Annotated in this window: 8 protein-coding genes and 1 pseudogene; 1 reads left to right on the top strand and 8 read right to left on the bottom strand. The window is 41.4% G+C overall.

Annotated elements, in window-relative coordinates:
* The coding region (locus Q7P33_RS09350) for a hypothetical protein (RefSeq protein WP_303869649.1) at positions 1–190 on the top strand (190 nt) is incomplete at its 5' end.
* An 8-nt stretch (positions 191–198) separates the two neighbouring features.
* Here Q7P33_RS09350 and Q7P33_RS09345 read toward each other — a convergent pair.
* From Q7P33_RS09345 to brxC, 8 genes and pseudogenes are all read right to left on the bottom strand, one after another.
* A pseudogene (locus Q7P33_RS09345) lies at positions 199–324 on the bottom strand (RNase III inhibitor); the annotation flags it as partial.
* A gap of 519 nt (positions 325–843) precedes the next feature.
* Positions 844–5,424: a DUF3883 domain-containing protein gene (locus tag Q7P33_RS09340; RefSeq protein ID WP_303869646.1), complete on the bottom strand. Its 4,581-nt coding sequence runs from the start codon at positions 5,422–5,424 to the stop codon at positions 844–846.
* Between the two features lie 180 nt (positions 5,425–5,604).
* The gene (locus Q7P33_RS09335) at positions 5,605–6,627 is read right to left on the bottom strand and encodes an ATP-binding protein (protein ID WP_303869643.1); all 1,023 of its coding nucleotides are present in this window, start codon (positions 6,625–6,627) and stop codon (positions 5,605–5,607) included.
* Positions 6,628–7,090: 463 nt separating this feature from the next.
* Positions 7,091–8,152, bottom strand: coding sequence for a CHAT domain-containing protein (locus Q7P33_RS09330; protein WP_303869640.1), 1,062 nt, complete (start codon positions 8,150–8,152; stop codon positions 7,091–7,093).
* Between the two features lie 40 nt (positions 8,153–8,192).
* Positions 8,193–10,268, bottom strand: a complete 2,076-nt coding sequence (gene brxL / locus Q7P33_RS09325; RefSeq protein ID WP_303869638.1) for a protease Lon-related BREX system protein BrxL — start codon at positions 10,266–10,268, stop codon at positions 8,193–8,195.
* Positions 10,269–10,283: 15 nt separating this feature from the next.
* Complete coding sequence (gene pglZ, locus Q7P33_RS09320) at positions 10,284–12,887, bottom strand: BREX-1 system phosphatase PglZ type A (RefSeq protein WP_303869635.1); 2,604 nt, start codon at positions 12,885–12,887, stop codon at positions 10,284–10,286.
* Positions 12,887–16,444, bottom strand: coding sequence for a BREX-1 system adenine-specific DNA-methyltransferase PglX (pglX, locus tag Q7P33_RS09315; protein WP_303869632.1), 3,558 nt, complete (start codon positions 16,442–16,444; stop codon positions 12,887–12,889). The genes pglZ and pglX overlap by 1 nt, the downstream gene beginning before the upstream one ends.
* Before the next feature lie 15 nt (positions 16,445–16,459).
* A complete protein-coding gene (gene brxC, locus Q7P33_RS09310) occupies positions 16,460–19,984 on the bottom strand; it encodes a BREX system P-loop protein BrxC (protein WP_303869629.1) in 3,525 nt (1,174 codons plus the stop codon).
* Positions 19,985–19,989 lie beyond the last annotated feature (5 nt).

Here is a 19,989-nt window from a genome sequence, read left to right as displayed (position 1 = left end):
GTTTTTGGGGAATTTTCAACCGTTTATTATGGGTATTTTAACACCGATTTTGACATCTGCAACTAACGGCAATAAGTTTGTCTCATCAATGACTTTCTCAACATTGTTTTTTGTTTTGTTCCTCAAATTAATCCCCACTGCAATCGCCAAAACTGCGCCAATAGAAATGAGTATTATTAACCACAAGTAATCCACGGCTCACCCTCCTAACAGCGGTTGGTCATATTTGAACAGTACCTCGTCAATCTCAAAAATGTCGTACTTCCCGCCGACAATAAAGTATTCATCTATAATATCAAATTTCTTGCTGCGAGACTGGGCATATCATAATTCGGAAATTTACATCTAACCTAACCACTCAACCTCACCAAATCCGGAAAGCATCTAAATCAACCACTCAACAAGCCCTAAAAACTGAAAACATGCTATATCAACTTCTCATTAAGCACTGACGTCTAAATCACACTGCACGGTCAAAAATCAACCCTTTGGATCGATTCCAACGAAGCAATAATTCACCTGTTTACAGATAATAAAATTATAGCACAAAAAAAGAAAAAGCCCAGTAATACTGGACTTTTAAGACATTTATTTTTCTACCCGTGACATCAATACTACGGTCTCAACGTGGAACGGATCGCTCGTATTGATGTCTTGCGATTTTTTTTACAATTCTACGTTCATGGGAATACGTCTATAAGATATGACTGTTCAAGGAAATCACTCATACAATATCTTGAGTGGTCAATATAGCCTCGTTTCGATGTCTAGAGCGTATTTAGGAATTATTTGACAATGGAATTCGCCCAAATTTTTCGGTTGAATATGCGTAATAGACTCTTTCTATTTAGAGTTTGATATCTGGCAACGAACGGTGTAATTATCTCCCGAAATATTAAATTTTGAATTACAAAAACGGTCTTCGCCTTCAGCGTAATTGAACAGGTTAGAAATCTGATAGACCTTTCGTTCTTCATCGTTCATTACTGAAGTTACGAGAATTACCTCATACTGGTTAGAGTTCTCTTCTGCAAAATTTAGTTCGTTTTCTGTAATAACAAATGTAATATTTGATCCGGCAGCTGACTTGATTTCTACATATACTGTTTTACCATTTGCGTTTGTATATTTAAGGTCATAGCCCAAGCCACCGATACCGTCTGGGTTTACTCCATCCTTTTTGGCGTTTTCTGAAACCCAGACGACATCATTATATTTTATCCTCATTTGGTCATATACAAGTCTCTCAGCAAAGGCTCCCCAATCCGAAATGTTCCGCTCACGCTTCATTCCAGCCATACGACTTCCTGTGCGGTTTGATATTGCATTATTGCCGTTCTTTCCTTTTATTAGAGCAACAGAATCGATAGGAATTATTGGTGTGCTAGACGCTGTTTGAGCCTTTAAAATCGTAGCCTCTCGCTCTTGAGCAACATTAATATCAGCCTTCTTTTGGTTATAGGCTTTGTTTAGTTCATCAAAAATACCGAAGTAAAGGAGACTTTCATACTCGGAATCTACGAGCATATCATTTACTATTGCCACATCTTTATCCCTGATGAATAGATCTTTATTAGTTTTCCATTCGAGATTAGCAACACCATTAGATTCGGCATTAATAATCGAACCAAACTGATTTTCAAACTCAGCCCAGCAATCGTATTTAACGCTGTTCATCGGAGTAAACTGAAACACCCTGAACTGATGGTACTGCTTTAAGAAAGTCCTTTTTTTATTTAATGCTTCGCTTTTAAGCGATGCAAACAATCCGTTTTTATATCTTTCCTCATTATCAACGATGAGAGAGTTTAACACGTTACTATAATATTGACGCAAATCAATTAAAATTTCTGACTTTTCGTTAAAATCTTCTACATCAACGTTAAGCAATTTTAAGATATTTATAACGGCACCTACATTGTCCATAGAGGGAAAATCACTGAAATTGATTCTGTCAATTTCACCACTTATTTGATCTATTATTGCATCACTTCCGATAAGTACACAAGCAGCAATAAACATTTCTTTTTCAGATTGTGTTCTGCTAAGTGTTTCACGCGACCTTTCTAGAACTTCTAAATCGTCAAAATCATGTAGTATCATTGCATTCCTGTTATGCGGCTCCTTTTCATATAAAGACCGAACATAACCATAAAGAGTGTCATCCTGAATATCAATGGCGGTCATAAAAAGTTCGGAAATAGCTGAGCAGAAATCCACATTACTCTTGAGTTGTTTCAAATTATGACAGCTAATAGGAGCTTGTACATAAACACAGTTTTTTCCCCTGATGTATGAGTTCTCTCCTAAAACAACCTCTCCCTTACCATAGTCAGCACAAATATACGTGCATAAGTGAGCCCGTAAAGCCTTTACAGTAGATATTTCACTTTGTTTTGCCGTATCAACACGTAAGCAGAAGGCGTAGCAAATAAAATCGTTAAAGTCTTGCTCAAAAGAGGCGCTATCTGGATGAATAATTGGCTCACCAACTACTGACCCCTTTATTTTTAGAGGAGACACTCCAAAATAACGCTTTATATTCTCCTGACTTTGTCTATTAGGGATAGCAATAAGATTAAAATCCTTCAATATCTCTCTGCTCACAGTTTTTTCGGTTAGATAATAGACAGATTTTATCGTCTCAAATGATTTCGAGGATTTACAATATACCTTTCCGTCCTGTAAGAACTGTTTGTAAACATGATTTCCTGGATCAAACTTTTTCAATCCTCCCGATTTTAAAACAGATGTATAAAGCGCTTTGCTAATATCGCCATCTGCATCCACTTCTGGTAGCTTTAATAACAACGAATAAAATGTATCCATTTCCAATTCAGAGTACTCAGTAGCAGCTCCTATTCGTGCTAAAATGTCTTGAACCACTGACATTTCGGCGATTTTACGATTCTCATTTTCAATAAAAAAATCTAAATCAGGTGAAACGACAAGCGGAGCAAATAGGGTTTTAACCTTGTTTACAAATATGCACTGTCTTGGTGAGTATCTTTTGCCATCTACTTCTATCCAATTACTTGTTGAAAAAACAAAGCGTAAATATGAAGCTAATTGTTCTCCGCTCACTTCTCTGCTCTTTTGCTGATTGTTGTTGCTAACATAGCCTCTGCTTGAGCTTGGCTCGTAAACAGCTAATAATTGCCATAGGCTTTCATCATTTCTTATCCATGAAATAATACTTTTTGTGCTTGAATTATCAAGAATTTCTTTAATTCGCTCAACTGTAATTACGGATGCATAAGTAAAATGAGCACTGCGGAACTCCTGTGTATTTTGGTAGTGGTTGTCTTCTGCAATTAAGGGATATTTCTTTATACTTGAATATATGACTTCTTTATATTCTTGAGGAACAGGGCGCAACTGGATGTGTTCTTTCCTTGGATAACAAGAAACACCTAATGCGGATAAGAATTCAACATACTGTAGCTTTGATGTCTCGGACAACGCTATTCTCTGTGGAAGTCCGACAAAATAGTCATCCATACCACCAAACAATTCTTCGACTATTTCATTGCCAAAATCACGACCCCAATATAAATCCGATGCATTTTTTACTGTTCCATTCCGATTTATTAATGGTATCGCTGATATTGCGGCCATCTCATTATTTAACACATTAGCGTTCCATAATTTCCATAGCCATTCAATAGTATATTCGTAACAGCCTCGGGTTTTCTTGCTGGCTTGATGCTCTCGGCTTCGAAGTCTGGAAATCACAGCATTAATAATGTTTGCAAGGTTATATTCCCTAACGTTGAATTTCGACAATTCATTGGCCAAACTTCTAAGTGTTCCTTCCTTGCCACGTAATTCGCGCAAAGCTGTAACGAGATCTCTGTTTAAAAACACAATTTTTGTGAAGCTAGGAGGCGAAGGAAATACCGTACCATCAGTAGGTAAGAATACTTGCTGGTTGTCATTAACTGTCTTACCGATTGCATCCAGAGCGAAGCTTGGTTTATTTACTTGGGTAATCTCATTTCCGTATTCTTTAATAAAAATAAGCCACAGAGCAGCACGTTCCTTAACAGTGAGCGTAGGCAGTACAATATTTATCCCATTAGTGATTTCAGAGTATTTGTATTTAAGGGAAGTGCTTTTATATTTAGCAATCGCCTTCAGCATACCACTTACCGCTGAATTGTCAGTGTATAGCAAAAGGCTCCCAAAAGCCTCTCCTGCTAAATAATCAGCAATTGTAGTATCATAAAACCGTGGTCTTTCATTAAATGAAATGTATGTGCCATTGACAGTGGGGAGAACACGGTTTGCCGCTATGGCATCAAAATAATAATCACGAATTGAAAATTCATCCCAACTTAGGTCAATTGGGAAATCCCCGATTGTTGAGAGTAAACCAAGCGGCACGTAATTAACAACCTCCGCAGCAGTCAGTAAAGCCAATTCAACAAGTGTATCGCAAATTGCCTTTAGGATATGTTTATTTGCTTCTGTTTCGGCAAGGTGGTTCCTATCTGCATTTAAGTCAAAAGTCGCATGAACAAGTGCCGGAACTGGAAACTGTACCTTTGTTTTAAAATAGCTGTAAAGCACATTTGGCTTGACGGACATATCAGGTTTATATGCAATCATCAGTCCATACTTTTGCTTTTCAAAATTACCTTCTCGAGATATAACCAACCATTCTTCGGATTCAGTAATTTCGCTGTTAACGGCAGTTACAATTTTTATTTTTGAAATACCACGCTCCGAGTCGCTCATAGTTTTGCGATAAGTAAAAAGATTTTCCTCAATTTCAACAGTCAAGTGTTCTAGATTTTCAAGGAAAAGAAGTGTTTTAGTATTTAGTTGATTTAGTTGATTGATTACTCCATCAACTATACCGTTTTTAAGATTAATTTCAATCACTGTGTCGTAGTCTTTACTCGGAAGTTTTTTAATTACTCTTGGTGCTACAAGTGTTGCTATACGAAGATCTTCATGCTCTTGGTAAAATGCGTTGACCGTAGCATTATTCATGAGTTCAGCCAGCAACTCAGTAGCATATATGTCGGAAAACTCCACAGACAAATCACCACTATAAATCCGAACGCTATCCGCCCAGTTGAGAATGGAACGAAATCCCGTACCTTTGTTACCAATATATTCAGCTTTATTGTGCTTCGGACTCAGGTTTGAATACATTAACGAAATAAAGCCATCGTATGTGAAAACATTTCCGTTATTGCAAATCTTTAGTATGCCATCCTTTTGAGAGATGTAGACAGAGCGGTCTTCTGTACCACCAAGTTCGTCTACTGCGTTTTGAAGTAGTTCTAACAATTCACGACCGTGATAACCTCTGATTTCGGCAGTTTCTTTACGGTAATCTGCTAGAATACGATTAGGGTCAAGGTTATACCCCTGTTTCATTGTCTCTATCGCTTTACTAACTTTATCGTTCATTATAGAATTCCTCTTGTTTTAAATTAATTAAATCCAGTATTGTCCCTTCAATTTCTTGTGTATTCAATTTTGCCCCCTTCATTGAGATATTTTGTTTATTATAATGGAGGTAACCTTCTCAAAGCCTGCTCTAAAATGACCGTATAGAGAGACCATAAACCACTTATCACTGCTACTTAATCAAAGATTCTCAATTAGCCCCTTTGAAGGCATTGATGCTTTTTTAAAAGCATTGCGAATTGTTCTTGCTTGTCCCTCACCTTGCTTTGCTATCTTATTAATTATGTCCTGACTACGTTGAAGGGCATTTGTAGATACAGTGATTTTAACGGCGGTTCCTTTAAATGCTGTATTACCAATGCTGGTACTCCCATCACAATTTATGTTAAGATATTTTTCCCCCGAAGCTAAACAAAAAGAACCTTGTAATTCTTTACAAATCTCACTTACCATATAAAGGCCAAATCCCGAATTTGCCCACGGATTGTTAGATGCATTTGATTTAGAAGGTTGGAAAGCTTGCGATATTCCCGCTTTTAAAGCATACTTGAGTCCTTCTTCATCATTTCTTATATATTCTCTGTGTATTACATTTCGTCGAAGGCTGTTCAAAACACCAATGCCTTCATCAACAATTGCAATTTCCGCAGTACCGTCTCTCCAGTATTGACCGCAAATCCATGCCTTATTACAATCAGCGTGTTCTGGTATATTTCTTAAAATTTCACGAATTAAATAAGTCAGCAATGAATGAAATTCTTTATTATCTCTGCTTACTATCTTTGCCAGTTCTGAAGCTTTTAGTTCTATTGCATCTCCCATTTCGATCATTCTACCTTTTGACACTTCGTCCTTAAGAATTTGATTTGTATTTATCTCCGTTATTGGAATGTAATTATCATTGCCCATAGCTTCTCCAGGCTCTTTTCCAATCTCAAGCCTTTCCGAAATGGATTTGAAAAAGCCCATGTGTGAAGCATACGATATACTCTTATTTGTAATATAACATTCGAAATTAAATGGAATATCTATATGTTTTTCGCGAAACTGTTTAATACTACAAGCAGTTAATAGCATTCCAAATGGACGAACCCATTTCATATTAGCATTAAAAGTAAATGCCTCATCCACTATTAATTCATCTAAATCCTTAGCGAACTTCAAAGCTTTTAAAGTCTCAAGTGCTGGAATTTCACATATCAAAATTTAATCTCCCATCTATTAGTATATTGAAAAATTTGGTATGATACCTTGATCTAAGTGGCGTTCATTTTTTTAATAAAACTGGTCAATCCCGGTTTTCAGCTCTGCATACTCTTTTTGATTTTGCAAACCCCTAAGTACACTATCTTCTGAGATGATTAAATTGTGTTAATCTCTGCATGATTGTTTCAATCTTCATACCGGTTTTGATACAAACACTAAAAGTTATTATCTCTGAAAAAAGCTTCAAAAGACTTAAATCAACGGCTGTCTTGGTTCATTATAAATCTGAAAGCACACTTTTATTTATTGTATTATGAATTATCAGTTTTAGAAATTTTGTCTGAAATTGAATACCTATTAGTTTGACAAATGGAATAATTAAAAAATCTCGATAAAATTAAAAAGTCTTGTACTGATCTGTTTCTTTCCACCGTCTGGAATGATAGGCTCTAATTGAATTTTAGTTAGTGCTATTTGGACGAACTATATATAATATATTAGCATCAACGCCATCCTTCAAATACAATGCAGGTGTATCTTTTTCATTAGGACTTTCAAGCATAAGTACACCTTTCGCTTGTTCAAATGCTTTTTGAACAGGAAATCCAAAGCCTAGTGAGGAGTAAAATTGTGCTGCAAAAGCGACTGCTGCCTTATCACCAATCGACGTTGTCATACCTATTGCTGCATCAACATATTCCGAAATAAATTGTGCCTGTTCAAATGAGAAACACGCATTGAAAAAGAGAAGATGGATTTTATCTGAAGAAGTCATAATTGTTTGAGTTATTGCTTCTTTCGATACTACCTTTGCCGTCCCATCAGCATTTTCAAGAACCAAATCACCCGTAGAAGCCCCGTGTCCACTAAAATGAACGACATCAGGATTCAATTCATTTATTGCTTGAAGAATATCCAATGGTCGCACTGCCCAACGACTTTCAAATATGATGGAATCTCGATGCTCAGATTTTCTTATCATTTCTTGTATAGACCTAACCTCTTCATCTAGGCGAAGCCTATCTGTGTTATGTGGGTTTGTAGCAAAGAAAAGAACTGTGATTTTCTCTGGTACATATTTTAGTTGTTCTATCTCGTCAGCGAGCTGCGTTTGAATGTCATTCTGCTGTTGCAATGAATGGTTAAATGACTCCATCCTCCGATTATATGTTTTTAGGCGGCTTTCCTCAGCCTTAATACGTTGGGTGTCGATTTTGTTCTGCTCTTGTAGGATCTTCTTTTCTTCTGCAGCAATTTCTTTCTCCTTTGCAGCAATCTTTCCTTCAATTCTGGCTATGTTTTTATCAATCGCAGCAAGGGACTTCTCGTGGCGTTCAATTTCTGAAAGCTTTGATTTAATTGTGGATGTTTGCTTTGATCGTGAAATAGCAGACTTTGCCGATATTATCTTTGCTTTTAGTGGCTGAATTTTCCCACTTTCCTTAGCTTTATCTGAAGATAACTTAACAATCTCCTGTCGTTTTCTTGTAAGATTGTTCTTATATGTATCAATCATAGCCATATTATTTCCTCCTCTAGTTTGCACTCCTTCTTATCCCGAATCATTCCACACCCAGCGCTTTAAACACAGCTTCCTGCGGTGTTGTATAAAAAATCAAACTAAATGCACCAATGAGGTCAGTTGGTACCGTACCGAGTTCGGAAGCTGAGGTTATTGGTATCAACACTTTTTTCGCGCCGCTGTCGAGACAGACTTGCAGGACGCTAGCCAGTTCCTCGACTTTTTGAATTGTACCACTAATGCTAATTTCACCGAGAATCACAAGGCTTGATATAGTCGGTTTGCCGAGGGCACAAGAGGCAAGGGCAATAACAGACGGCAACGTCAGGTATTTTGTCATCCCGATACCATTTAGATCCTGGTAATTGATGATATAATCCTTTGTGGTCGTGCTAATTGAGGCACTGATGTGTGAGCCACTGGCTTTCAAAAAGTTAAACGCCGTATTGGTAGCTTCTTTTGCTTCACGATCAGAGCCTAAACCGGTGCGCTCAAACTTACCATTGCCGGGCAAAATCTGCGTTTCAAGCCGGTAAACACCGATCATTCCGCTTTTTCCTTGCGAAACGGTATAGATGTTACCAGGATTCGTCAATCCTTCAGGGATAATCTTACCTCCCCCATGCTCCGGCACGGTTACATAATGCTCTTCAAAAGTCTCGTTGTCGATATAGGAAAAGTTCACGTCATAAAACTCCATCCCACCAATTTTTTTCAACTGTTCTTTTACACGGCGGCGCATTTCAAGGGCATACGTGAGAATTTCCTTTATATCTTCTTTATTGAATTCCCCGTTCGGGTAGATCAGCTTAGTAAAGCCGGACACCATTTTGCGGACAGCGATAACGTCACGCTGGTTTAAGTTATTCCCAAACCGGAAATATTTATCACATACATCGCCGAAGGGCTCTTTTCGCATTTGCCGCATAAACTCGGCAAGGTAATCGGTAATGAAACCATAGTCATTGGTGAACGATTCTGGTCGATATTTTGGAATCTCCCAACCGGGTATATAACAATGCATCCGATCGAGAAACGCCGTATCATAAGCCATTGCTTCAGGAAACGGATCAAACAGGTGTGAGGTTTTGAGCAGCACCTCCACGCTTTGGTTGATATTACCGACAAAAACCATTGAAGCGGATGCTGCTTTTTCCTCCTTGCCCCGAGCGAACGAGCCTGAAGCCATATAATCCTTCATGATCTGAATGCCATCTTTGTCTTTAAACGTGATGCCTGCGACCTCGTCAAAAGCGACACAATCCCACAGCCCTACAAGCCCAACGGTCTTACTCGACATATTGTAGAAAAGGTTCGCCACCGTCGTCTGTCCACCGGAAACAAGAATACTATTTGGTGAAATTTCCTTATACAGGTGTGACTTGCCAGTGCTGCGGGGTCCTAGTTCACAGAGATTAAAATTGTTCTCGATCAGCGGAAGCATCCGGGCGAGCTGCAGCCATTTCTCTCTGGTTGTGAACCTGTCAGCTTCCATACCGGTGGAGCGAAGCAGGATGGTAATCCATTCGTCTTTTGTAAACGCCCGGCGACCATTTTTGATTTCTTCCATATCAATATGCGGCATCTGTATGGGCGTGAGTTTCATGATTCGTATTGGTGTGGACTTTTTGTCTTCCTCAACGAACTCATATTCCAGACCAATAATGCACCATATCCCACCGCAAAGCAAACGGTCGAATTTCGATACATAGTCCGACGAAATGGGTATACTGCGAACGCCTAGATTTGAAAAGTCAGCTTCATACCGATCGAGTTTGATATTCAGACCAACCGTGATGCGGTCGATGACCGTGTAACTACCACGCTCACGTAAGCCAGATAGCACCTTTTGGGCCTCGTCGGGGCGCACAAAATTCTCAGAGAGGATTCGCTTCACGTTTTTTACCCCGTCCTCAATGATCGACGGATCGTCGGAACTGCAATATTGCCCAAGCAAAAACTCCAGGACGTAAACAGGAACGTTCGCACCTTCTTTAATCGCCTTGGTCAGATCTTTACGGACTATTCTGCCGTCAAAATACTCGCGCAGTTTCCGATCGATGACTGCATTCACGTCATCGATTTCCGGCGTATAGCTTGTCTTTTCTAAATCCATTACGAAATCCTCCTCTTACAGGTCAAATCCGAAGTCATCGGCAAACGCGATGTCGATACGAAACTCGATCTCTTCTGGCACATCCGTATCATTTGCGATAATAAGACGGTATATTTTACTTTTGTTGTACTGTATTTTATTCAATATGAATCTCACGTGGAATACGCGTTCAGAAGCGTTGTTGCTGACCCTGTTGGCAATAACCGTCTGCGTATCGCTGACAGGAACGCCCTCATCATCAGTGAAATACACTGTATAACTACACGGCTGTACCTTTTCTCCGACAGGCTGTTTTTGCAAGAAATCGAGTGAAAAGAACAGGTTTGTTACTTTGCGGCTCTCAGAAATCAAGGACAGCCCGGGATTTTGAACCTCGACATATTGCTTGTAGCCAGAGCGCATCCCTTTATAGACAATCACCGGCACGACCATCTCCTGTAAACTGATGCCGCCGTGAACATAATTCTGACCACCACCCTGGACTTTAATGCGAACCGTATCCTGGGGAGCATAGCCTTTCATTGGGACGCCGTCAATTTCGCCATCGGTCTTGATTGGTAAGAGATAGTCTGCAGACGTTTCTGGCGACACAAGGGCATAACGCCGACCAAGTTCATAAACGTCACCATGATAGGTCTGACGACTTATTTTCTGGCTTTCCTCAAGTGGATTGTATGTATAGAGAAAACCATGATCAGCCGTAACAAGGATGTTAGCACCGCTCAGATCGTTGACAATAATTTTGACGATGGCATTCAGTTCTGAGATCGCTTCATCACATGCCTCAAACACCTTTGTTTCAGTCGCCAGTTTATCACCCAGCGCATCAATCGTATTGTGGTAAACATAAATAATTTCCATACCCTGTACCAGGGCGCGACGTTCTGTTTTTTTCATTTGAAGTAAGTCCTTATAGGTTACGGCGACGCTGTTAGGGTTTGTTTCATTTAGAATCGCAGCACGACAAGCCGTACTTCCCGCCTGTTTGCCATTAACGGCTACCTCGATGTTGTCGTTGACAGATAACTTTTTCCCCGGCAGCAAAGCCGCCATACCAAACTTAGTTATGCTCGGAAATACTGCTTGAACAGCTTCAAGGGATGCTTTTCCCTTAGTTGTATGGCTGAGGACTTCGGAAAGTTCAGCTGCAACCTCAAAACGCAAGGCATCGGAAATTACCACAAACACGCGATTGCCCTTACTCACGTTCGGGGAAACGTATCGACGATAGAAGTCCCGCTGCTTGGTTATCTCCGAAACGTAACCAAGCGTATCCAGATCCCCTGCGATGGCATTTGTCCAATTTAGGGTCAGTTCTTTCAGGAACCAATGATGGTATAAGCCCTCAACGACGTCGGAACATTTCTTCAATGGATCCTCCAGATGTTGGTTAGGGGCTTTTAATGTATTGCCGAAAAAGTAATGGAATTGTCGGTAATAACCGTCCATCTGGTAGGCATCGGTTGTATAGAGTTTCCAGATCTTCGCTGGCTCTACGAGATGAAAGCCCTCAATATGGGCGAGGTAAAATTCCTGCATTTTGGCAATATAAGACAGGCTCTCGAAGTAATCAGCTGTCAGGCCGTACCATCCTGAGGTACGACGGTTCTCAACCGCTTCAAGGATCAACTCTACCTTAATAACCCGCTCGCTGATTTCTCCATAGAAACGTTTTAGGATGCTCTCATCGATGGCAGGAAAGGTATCGCTTTTTAACAGTCTTGGAATCTCGATCTTATCAAAACGCTCAGCAAGGCGAAGTTCACCCTCGACATGACGGCAGATCTCGACTAAATCCTCCCAGCCATCGCTGCGTTGCCATTCGTGGACAAGCTGATAGCAGTATGCCTTTCCTGAATCCGTTACAAACCGCTCCAAACCGCGTAATGCGGAAGCTGGCAGCGTCTGCGACAGGGCTGTGATTAAAATATGCGCAGCAAGGTCAGACAGCGGGCGGTCTTCCGCATTTACAAATCCCGTGTACTTATGTACCAATTGCCAGAATGCCTCGATATTTCCGAACTTCTCAATGTTGACAAGTGGGGCGTTATTTTCTTTCTCCAAGCCTGCTGACAGCACCTCAATGATTACATCTTGAGCGGAGCCACCGTTAAGCCCACACAGCACGGCCATAATATCGATATGCAGCTGAAGGGGGGACTGGTAGGTTCTCCCAATTCGGCAAAGTTTCGCCTTACGGTCTTTATTTTCAAGAAATCTGGCATACAGTTTGATAGTCTTGCGCATCGCCGAGGTCGGTTCGACAAGCAGTTCTTCCATCTGGATTGAAATCAGATCGGCGCGAAACACTTCGCTGTATAGCTTAATATCAAGCAGCCAGTCATCTTTCTGATCTTGTTCGTAGGTGAGGGGGTCATAGACGAGGTAGTCGCCCGTCAGATCGTCTACTGCAATCAATTTTTTGACAGCGAAGTTATTATTCCCCGTTAGTTTTACCAGTGTTACACCGTCAAGGGTCAACTCGTCAACCGCCTCAACGAACTCGCCATCCTCGTCAGGCCAGAAGATAATGCGGCGTTGATAAAATTCGGGCAAGGGCATGGCGAATCGCTCCGCCAGCCGTGATTTAATTGTCTCTGACAGCATGATATCCTCCATTAAATTTTCGCCAGGACATCGGCGAAAATTTTATAATTATGCTTTACGCCATCATCTAGATCGATTGAAATATTCTGGTCGGCGAGATGATGTACCTTTTCTTCAAAGATAGTAATTTCAGCCAGCTGTTCCGTTAGTTTATCCTGCTGCTTCAAAAGCTTGGCGCGTTCTGCACCTGAGGCAGTATTCAGGGCAGTGACGACGTGCGAAAGCTGGGTGCGATAGCGCTCCTGCTGCTCATGTACGTAATCCGTTCGCAGCTTGGCCAGCAAATCGGGCGTGTAGCGGTGCATATAGATGAGCGCCTTAAAGCCATGCTTTTTGCCGCTATCGAACAGCCAGTAAATCGGTCGATTCTGGTAGATTTTACAGTGGTCTTTATAGAAATCCTTCAGGAAATAGTTCCGTATAACTTCACGCGGCATACCATTACCACCCAGAGCATCAGCGATGAATTTCAGATTCTCTTCCAGTGTGACTTCACCGTAGACTGTTTTTACAAAGGTCACAAAGCGCCCGACGATATCGTCGTCAAAGTATTCATCGTCGCAGATGGGTATAATATTATCTTTATCTGCAGGGAACTTCTTGTAACTATCGGCATTCCATTCACCACCAGCAAAAGCAAGCCCTTCACAATCCAGCGAGTAGCGCCCGAACATGCAGCCAACAGCATAAGAAATAAACTCACTAATAGTATCACGTAAAAACTTTGCATTTCTTATTTCTGCTGCTTCAACTATTTCTTCTTGCATTTCAAATTCGTCATCGTTTGTTTTTTTCTTCTTTTGTTTATATCGATATGCCGTATTAGTTTTTAGTGTTATATCTTTGTCCTCAACCTCCGGCGTAAGCTCATCCTGCATGCCGTAGATATCGATAAAAATGCGGTTCAGTTCTTCTTCATTGGCTTTGAGGTTGTCAAACCGCTTAGCCGCCTCGCACTCCCATTTGGCAAATTCCACCGCAATCTTTCGCTCGCCGCTGATGAGGGGGTGGTGGGTAAAATCCCACGATGTTTCAAAAGAATCCCAATCAGCAGCGGCAATATCAATACACTCTTTAGATAAATTTTTAGAAGTATTCAAATTGGGGGCTTTAATTGGTATTGCTTGGATTTGTCCAACCTCAAACTTAAGTGTCGGCGCAAGCACTTCAAGAATACTTTGAGTAACACATGAATTTAAGAGTCCTGCTATGGAGAATAGCATATTATGTTCACCATAAACACATGGGCCAGACGCATTTGGTATATAACCCTGTTTTTGAAAGCGAAATGCAATAGAACCAGAACCAGTGTCGTTCCAAGATAATCCTTCACGAAAATAATACTGAATGTTCTGAGGACGAGATCGCAAATTTCCTCGCTCATCTTTAAAATTTTTTATATCGAAGCCATCGTTCTTCCAATCAACAACATATTCATTATTACCATACCACTTGCGCCAATCTCCTCCTTTTGTCATCGGAAACCATTTTTTTGAGCTGCCAAAAATACTAAAACTAGCTATATTTACTTCGTGCCATAAACGAACAAATCTATCATTATCTCCTGTTGTTAATCCCTTTCGTGCTGCCGCAATGGATTCCAGCAACTTATCACTGGAAAGAATGTCAATCATAGTCGAACTTAACCAATACGCAAAAATATATCCCGGTACATTAGCAAAATCATCCTGACAAGCTATATGAAGTTTATCTTTATTGAACAAGTTTGATTCTTTTTGTAAAGAATTTTCATAATCGGAAAGCTTGACATATTTTCCAAGATAACCTACGATGTGTTGTTTCATTCGAACAAATGCTGTAGTTTGAACTACTTCCCCACCAATTTCCTCAAAAGCCTTTGAACCTAAATGCGCCATATTTATTATTGTATCTGTTAACAGTATTTCACGTGTAGCCTTATAGGCGGTTTTGAACATCCAACTTTGCATAGTAATCATTGCTATGTAACCCGATGTTTTCGCAAGCCGCTGGCATTGATAAATGAAGGCTGCGAATAAATCATTTTTAGCACTTTTATAATTTGCCTTTAAAAATTCAACCAACATAGCACCCATTCCCTTGCTACCCATATACGGCGGGTTGATTACTACCACATCGTATTTTTGTGCTAGGACTTCCCCAATGTTGATCAGGTATTGTAGTCGTCTGGAAGCTTCTTGTTCGCCATGGATATCAATCATCATTTGACCGCTTACATCACGAGGCACTGCAAAACGACGGAGCAGATCCCAGTCAGAGGGAGTTATATTAATCAGACTTCCGTATTCTTTAGCATCGTGCATTTCTTCGACCAGTCTCATCGCCTGTTTTACTGCAAGTTCATACTCATTTTCCGTTAAATTTAAACCCATATCGTGCATGGGTGCTGTGGTAATACCATTGCTTTCATCAATTGCATAGATATGGGGTTTAATACCACGAGACAAGAAACGTCGGTCATATTGTCGGGCTTTCATCATGACCGCAAAATAAGCAAGTTGGGCGGCACGTTCGTCAATATCTAATCCATAAAGGTTGTTCTCAACAATACTGACCGCCGCATCACGTGGGTTATAGCCGTTGCTTTCATAAATTTGCATTAAAACGTCGAACATATAAACAAGAATATGTCCACTGCCCATACATGGGTCAATGCATTTAATTTCTTCAGGCTTAAGGGTTTTATATTCCTCACGGATTTGATCAAGCTGAGTTTGCACCGCTTCTTCCTGGTCGGCTTCATCAAGATAATACTTCCAGTTGGATTTTAACGTTTCATCCGGATGCCCCTCATACCATAAACGTCCCAGTGAGTTCTCAACCATATAGCGGACAATCCAGTCCGGCGTGAATAGCTGGGTTGCAGCAGGAATATTCTCTTTTATAATCTTGATGTTCTTTTTCAAGTCATCAAAAACTACCTGTTTCGGTTCGGTATTGTAATATTGATACAACCAACCAATAATCTGCACTGCGTCGAGGAAATCTTCTTCAGGGATGTCATTCACCAGCCGCCCGATGACACTTTCAGGCTTGAGAATATTGTTCGGCAGCAGCATTTCGGTATAGGCTCCCATGCGCTCGAACATCTCGGGCAGTATTGAGTTTAGGGCGTTGCACTGCGTCAGTAAAAGATAGCGATAAAGTTCCTCGGTAGCGTTGGCATTGAGCAGTGTCGATACCTTTGACTTATCCAGGCTTGGAAGATCAAGATGCAAGACATTCGTGAGGATTTCCGGATTAAAATTGCCACCAGCGTCGGAAAAAACACGGATATGGGTCGGCAAATAGTCGTTCACTTCCATATAGCGCAAGGCGACAAAGCGGTTAAACCAGGTGTAGGCCACTTCCTCAATGGTTTGTTTATAACCGGATTGCTTTATTTCTTCGATAAAGGCGTGGCGTTGTCGTTTCTCATCGGTGGACAGCACCCGTCCGGAAACAACGGTGGCATGTTCGTCACCGTATCCCGTTTCGCTGATGTCATATTGGTAGGCGCGCTGTTTGACCTGTTCGATTAATTCGTTCCGCGCCCAAATGGCGTATTTTTGAATCGCGTTCTTGTTCATCGTTCACTTCCTCGCTTAGTTAATCTGAATACTGTCGTTTGCCTCAAGCGTGTCATACAGCTTTTTACGGATAACCTCAAGATACTGTTCGACATCCTCGCGCGATGTCAGCCGCTTGACAGGGAATACATCATATCTCCGTATTTGCGCGATTTTTTGGGGCTTCGGTGCTTTTTCACCGGCTTTAGGTGGTGTCGTACTTTCATGGAGCATCATTTCAATCCGTTTACAAACCTGGTCTTTGTAGCTAAGCAGCTGGGTAATCATTGCATCGAGGTTCGTGAGACTGGTTGCACTGGTAACTCTATGCTGATATTCAGCGAAGCGGTCATCGGATTTTGCTACTTCATTATTAACCCGACTTCCAACTCCTGCCAGCGTGTGAACATCGCCACGACACTGGGTAATAATGGCAAGAACTTCTTCCTTCTTCTGGGCAAGAAGTGTCCCATAGGCGGTCTTCACACCCTGCATCAATTCGGAAAGGTCTTTGATCCGGGCATAGGGTTTTGCCATCTCAAGGATCGCAGCAATCGATTTGATTTTTTCGGTAGCATCAACATCGGTGACAAAATAATCACGTTCGTTTTGCAAATCGCGCTGCAATTGTCTGGCCGAATCAAATATCGACCGTTGGGATTTAAAGAATGTTTCAACCTCCTCCATATCTTCAGAACTGTCCAGGAGGTCATCCCGTCTGGCAATCAGGCGTGTAAGGAGGGCGACATTATCGCGTTTTTGCGAAAGGATGTTATAAATCAGGTCGCGGGCGGTGGTGACTACCTCTTTTTGGGGATAACGGTCGAGGTTGTATTCGTCAATGAGTTTTTCGTAGTGCGCCAGTTTTGGCTCAAGTGTGTCTTTTACGAAGTTGATCAGACCATCCTCATCTCCGGGAATACCCATCTGTCCGAGCCATTCACGCAGGAAGGCAATGCTCTTGCGCATCAGTTCCTCACTGGGAGCAATTCTGCGGCTCACGGCAGCCTTTTCGATTTCTGATTTTTTTCGCAGATACCCAACAAGGTTTCTGTCGTCTTTGGCCACCACTGCCCCACCATAACGGATTTCGATTTTTTGTGAAACAATCAGTCGTGCCATAATCGCAGCGATATCCACCTCGCGCCAACCATAGGGGATAGCCTGATAACGACGCTGTACGTCGCCCATCGATACCGGAACGTGGCTAAGATTGCGTTCCTCCAACCATTGACTTACCTCATTCAGGGCAAACTCATTATTTGCTCCCTGACCGGGGAAACCGCCTTGTTCTGGTTCGCCGTTTAAGATTTTAAGAATATCGGCATCACTCTCTCGGAACACATTCACTAGGTTCAGCTTGGAATAGACACTCTCGATCAATTGTTTCATTGCATCGTCAAGCTTGCTTCTGGTCTCGCCAGATTTTATTTCAACCTTTTCACCGCAGATAAAAAATGTTCCTTCTATGATCGCTTTTTCAATTTGTATTTTTGCACTAGCTTCAAGTTTTCGTGCCTGAATGTGACGTTTGCTGATAATTTCCTTAATGCTCTCGGATGATTGGGACACGTTCTTGTTACTGATGTATTTATGAATCTTCGCTGCTGTTTCGAGTTCTTCGAAATACTTCACTGTGTTTGAAAGCCGCACGATTATTTCGTTGTTGGCCTGCGAATCCATTATCAGCTTTGCATCAGGCGCATGATAATAGTCGCTGACAACTGTAATGAAACGTAGTCGCACACCACCAGATGCCGCACCAACGCGGGTTTCATCGATATACTGGTCGTATGCAAAGTCGTACTTATTGTACTTATATTTCTTGGTGGGATAAATTTCTGAAAAGATCGTCTTCCCGATACTGCTAACAATCGCCCCACTTTCAATGGTCGTCTTGCGGATGTCGCTGGCAATGTCCTGCTCCTCATCCGTTAAGAATGAATACGTATCACCATTACGTGCGACGTAATTCTGCGCGACCAAACGCTCCAGCGATGCGGCTATTTCACAGCGAAGGTTGATCTTGTCGGTTCGGATATCATCCACCATTAAAATGGCGATATTGTCGATGTTCGCCTTGATGTCTTCAATGTAACGGACAAGATAAAGCAGTTTCAAAACGCTTACGTCACGTTGCTCTAAACCATCATGTTTGTCGGCGGCATTTTGGGATCGGTCAATAACCCGACGGATCGAGCTTTCAAGAAAGGTATGGACCGTATCATAGAACTGTGAGAATGGCACAATCGCATTCTCATCCTTCTCCTGCACTTTTTGCGCTGCCTCCTGGAACCCGGACAGCATTGAACGCTCCCCGCCGGAGAGATGCTTACCGGAGTTACCGTGCTTGCGTATTTCGGCAAGGACTTTTTGGATAATAATAAACTGGTACGGTACAAATGGATACGTCGCAGAAAACTCCGCACCATCGCTGTATCCCTTGATATCCAATACTGCATCGTTAAACGTAAAGAGATTTTTTAGTACAGCGTGTTCTTTGTCATAAACCATGTGCAAAAGCCCATCAGCATCTTCTGTTTTTTCGAGAATACGTTTTTTTATGACCTCATCCACTGAAGCCGAGGACAGTGAGAGTCGCGTGTTGAAACGCCCCTGAATCTTTGAGAAATCGTCGCCACTGATTTTCACCACCGAATCGATGGCTTCCTGACTCGTGACCATCACCCAGACTTTGCCATGACACTTGCTGCCGACTTCTTCAACAATGGATTGCAGATTGATCATCAGATCACTGTCGTCACCGATGTATTGGCCAACCTCATCCACGCAGAAAAGCAGACGGAAGTCCTTCCCTTTGCTGTCAACATACGATTTTATTTCCTCAACCAACTGCTTGATGCTCATATCAGTATTTTCTTCACCATTGAACCAGTTGCGGGCGGAGATTTCACTCATGCCGAGGACACTTTGCAGGACAGACACGATATCGTCCTCAAAAAAAGCACAGGCAGCGCGGCTCTCCAACCATGATGCACCGTTAATTTCTTCAAAGGCCATGCGAAATGCCTCGGTCTTACCCTGCTCATCAATGAATCGTTCGAGTTTGGCAATTTTTAAGTCCTCACCGTAAAAACCAAGATGGTTATAGAAAACCTTGGTAAAAACCCTTAAGACTGCGGTTTTGTCTTTGTTAATGGGGCCTTCAATATCGATGTTAAAGAGGATTGACTCAGTGGGGATATTTGTGCAACGAACGACGGTGGCGTACATCATCGGGTCGTCAAATTTGTCTTCGAAGAAATCAACTGCCTTTTTATTTCCTACTTTAGCGTTTGACAGAAGATAAGACAGAATTTTAAGAAAGTGTGATTTACCACTTCCAAAGAAGCCAGAAATCCAGACTCCAACTTTGTCCGTGGGATGATCGATGGCTTTAGCATAATTATCGAAAAATGTACTGAAATGGCGGCGTAGTTCTCTCGTGATGATATACTCATCAAGTTCCTGAACGAGACTTACTTCATCATCTTGAGCAACTTTGATAACACCGTTAATATCGCGATTAATATCCTTTTGGAACATATTTTGAATTTTCATGTCTT

This window comes from Acetobacterium wieringae (genome assembly GCF_026646375.1).
Classification (GTDB): Bacteria; Bacillota; Clostridia; order Eubacteriales; family Eubacteriaceae; genus Acetobacterium; species Acetobacterium wieringae_A.
Note: the sequence above shows the minus strand (reverse complement) of the source record. Positions and strands in the feature narration are given on the sequence as shown.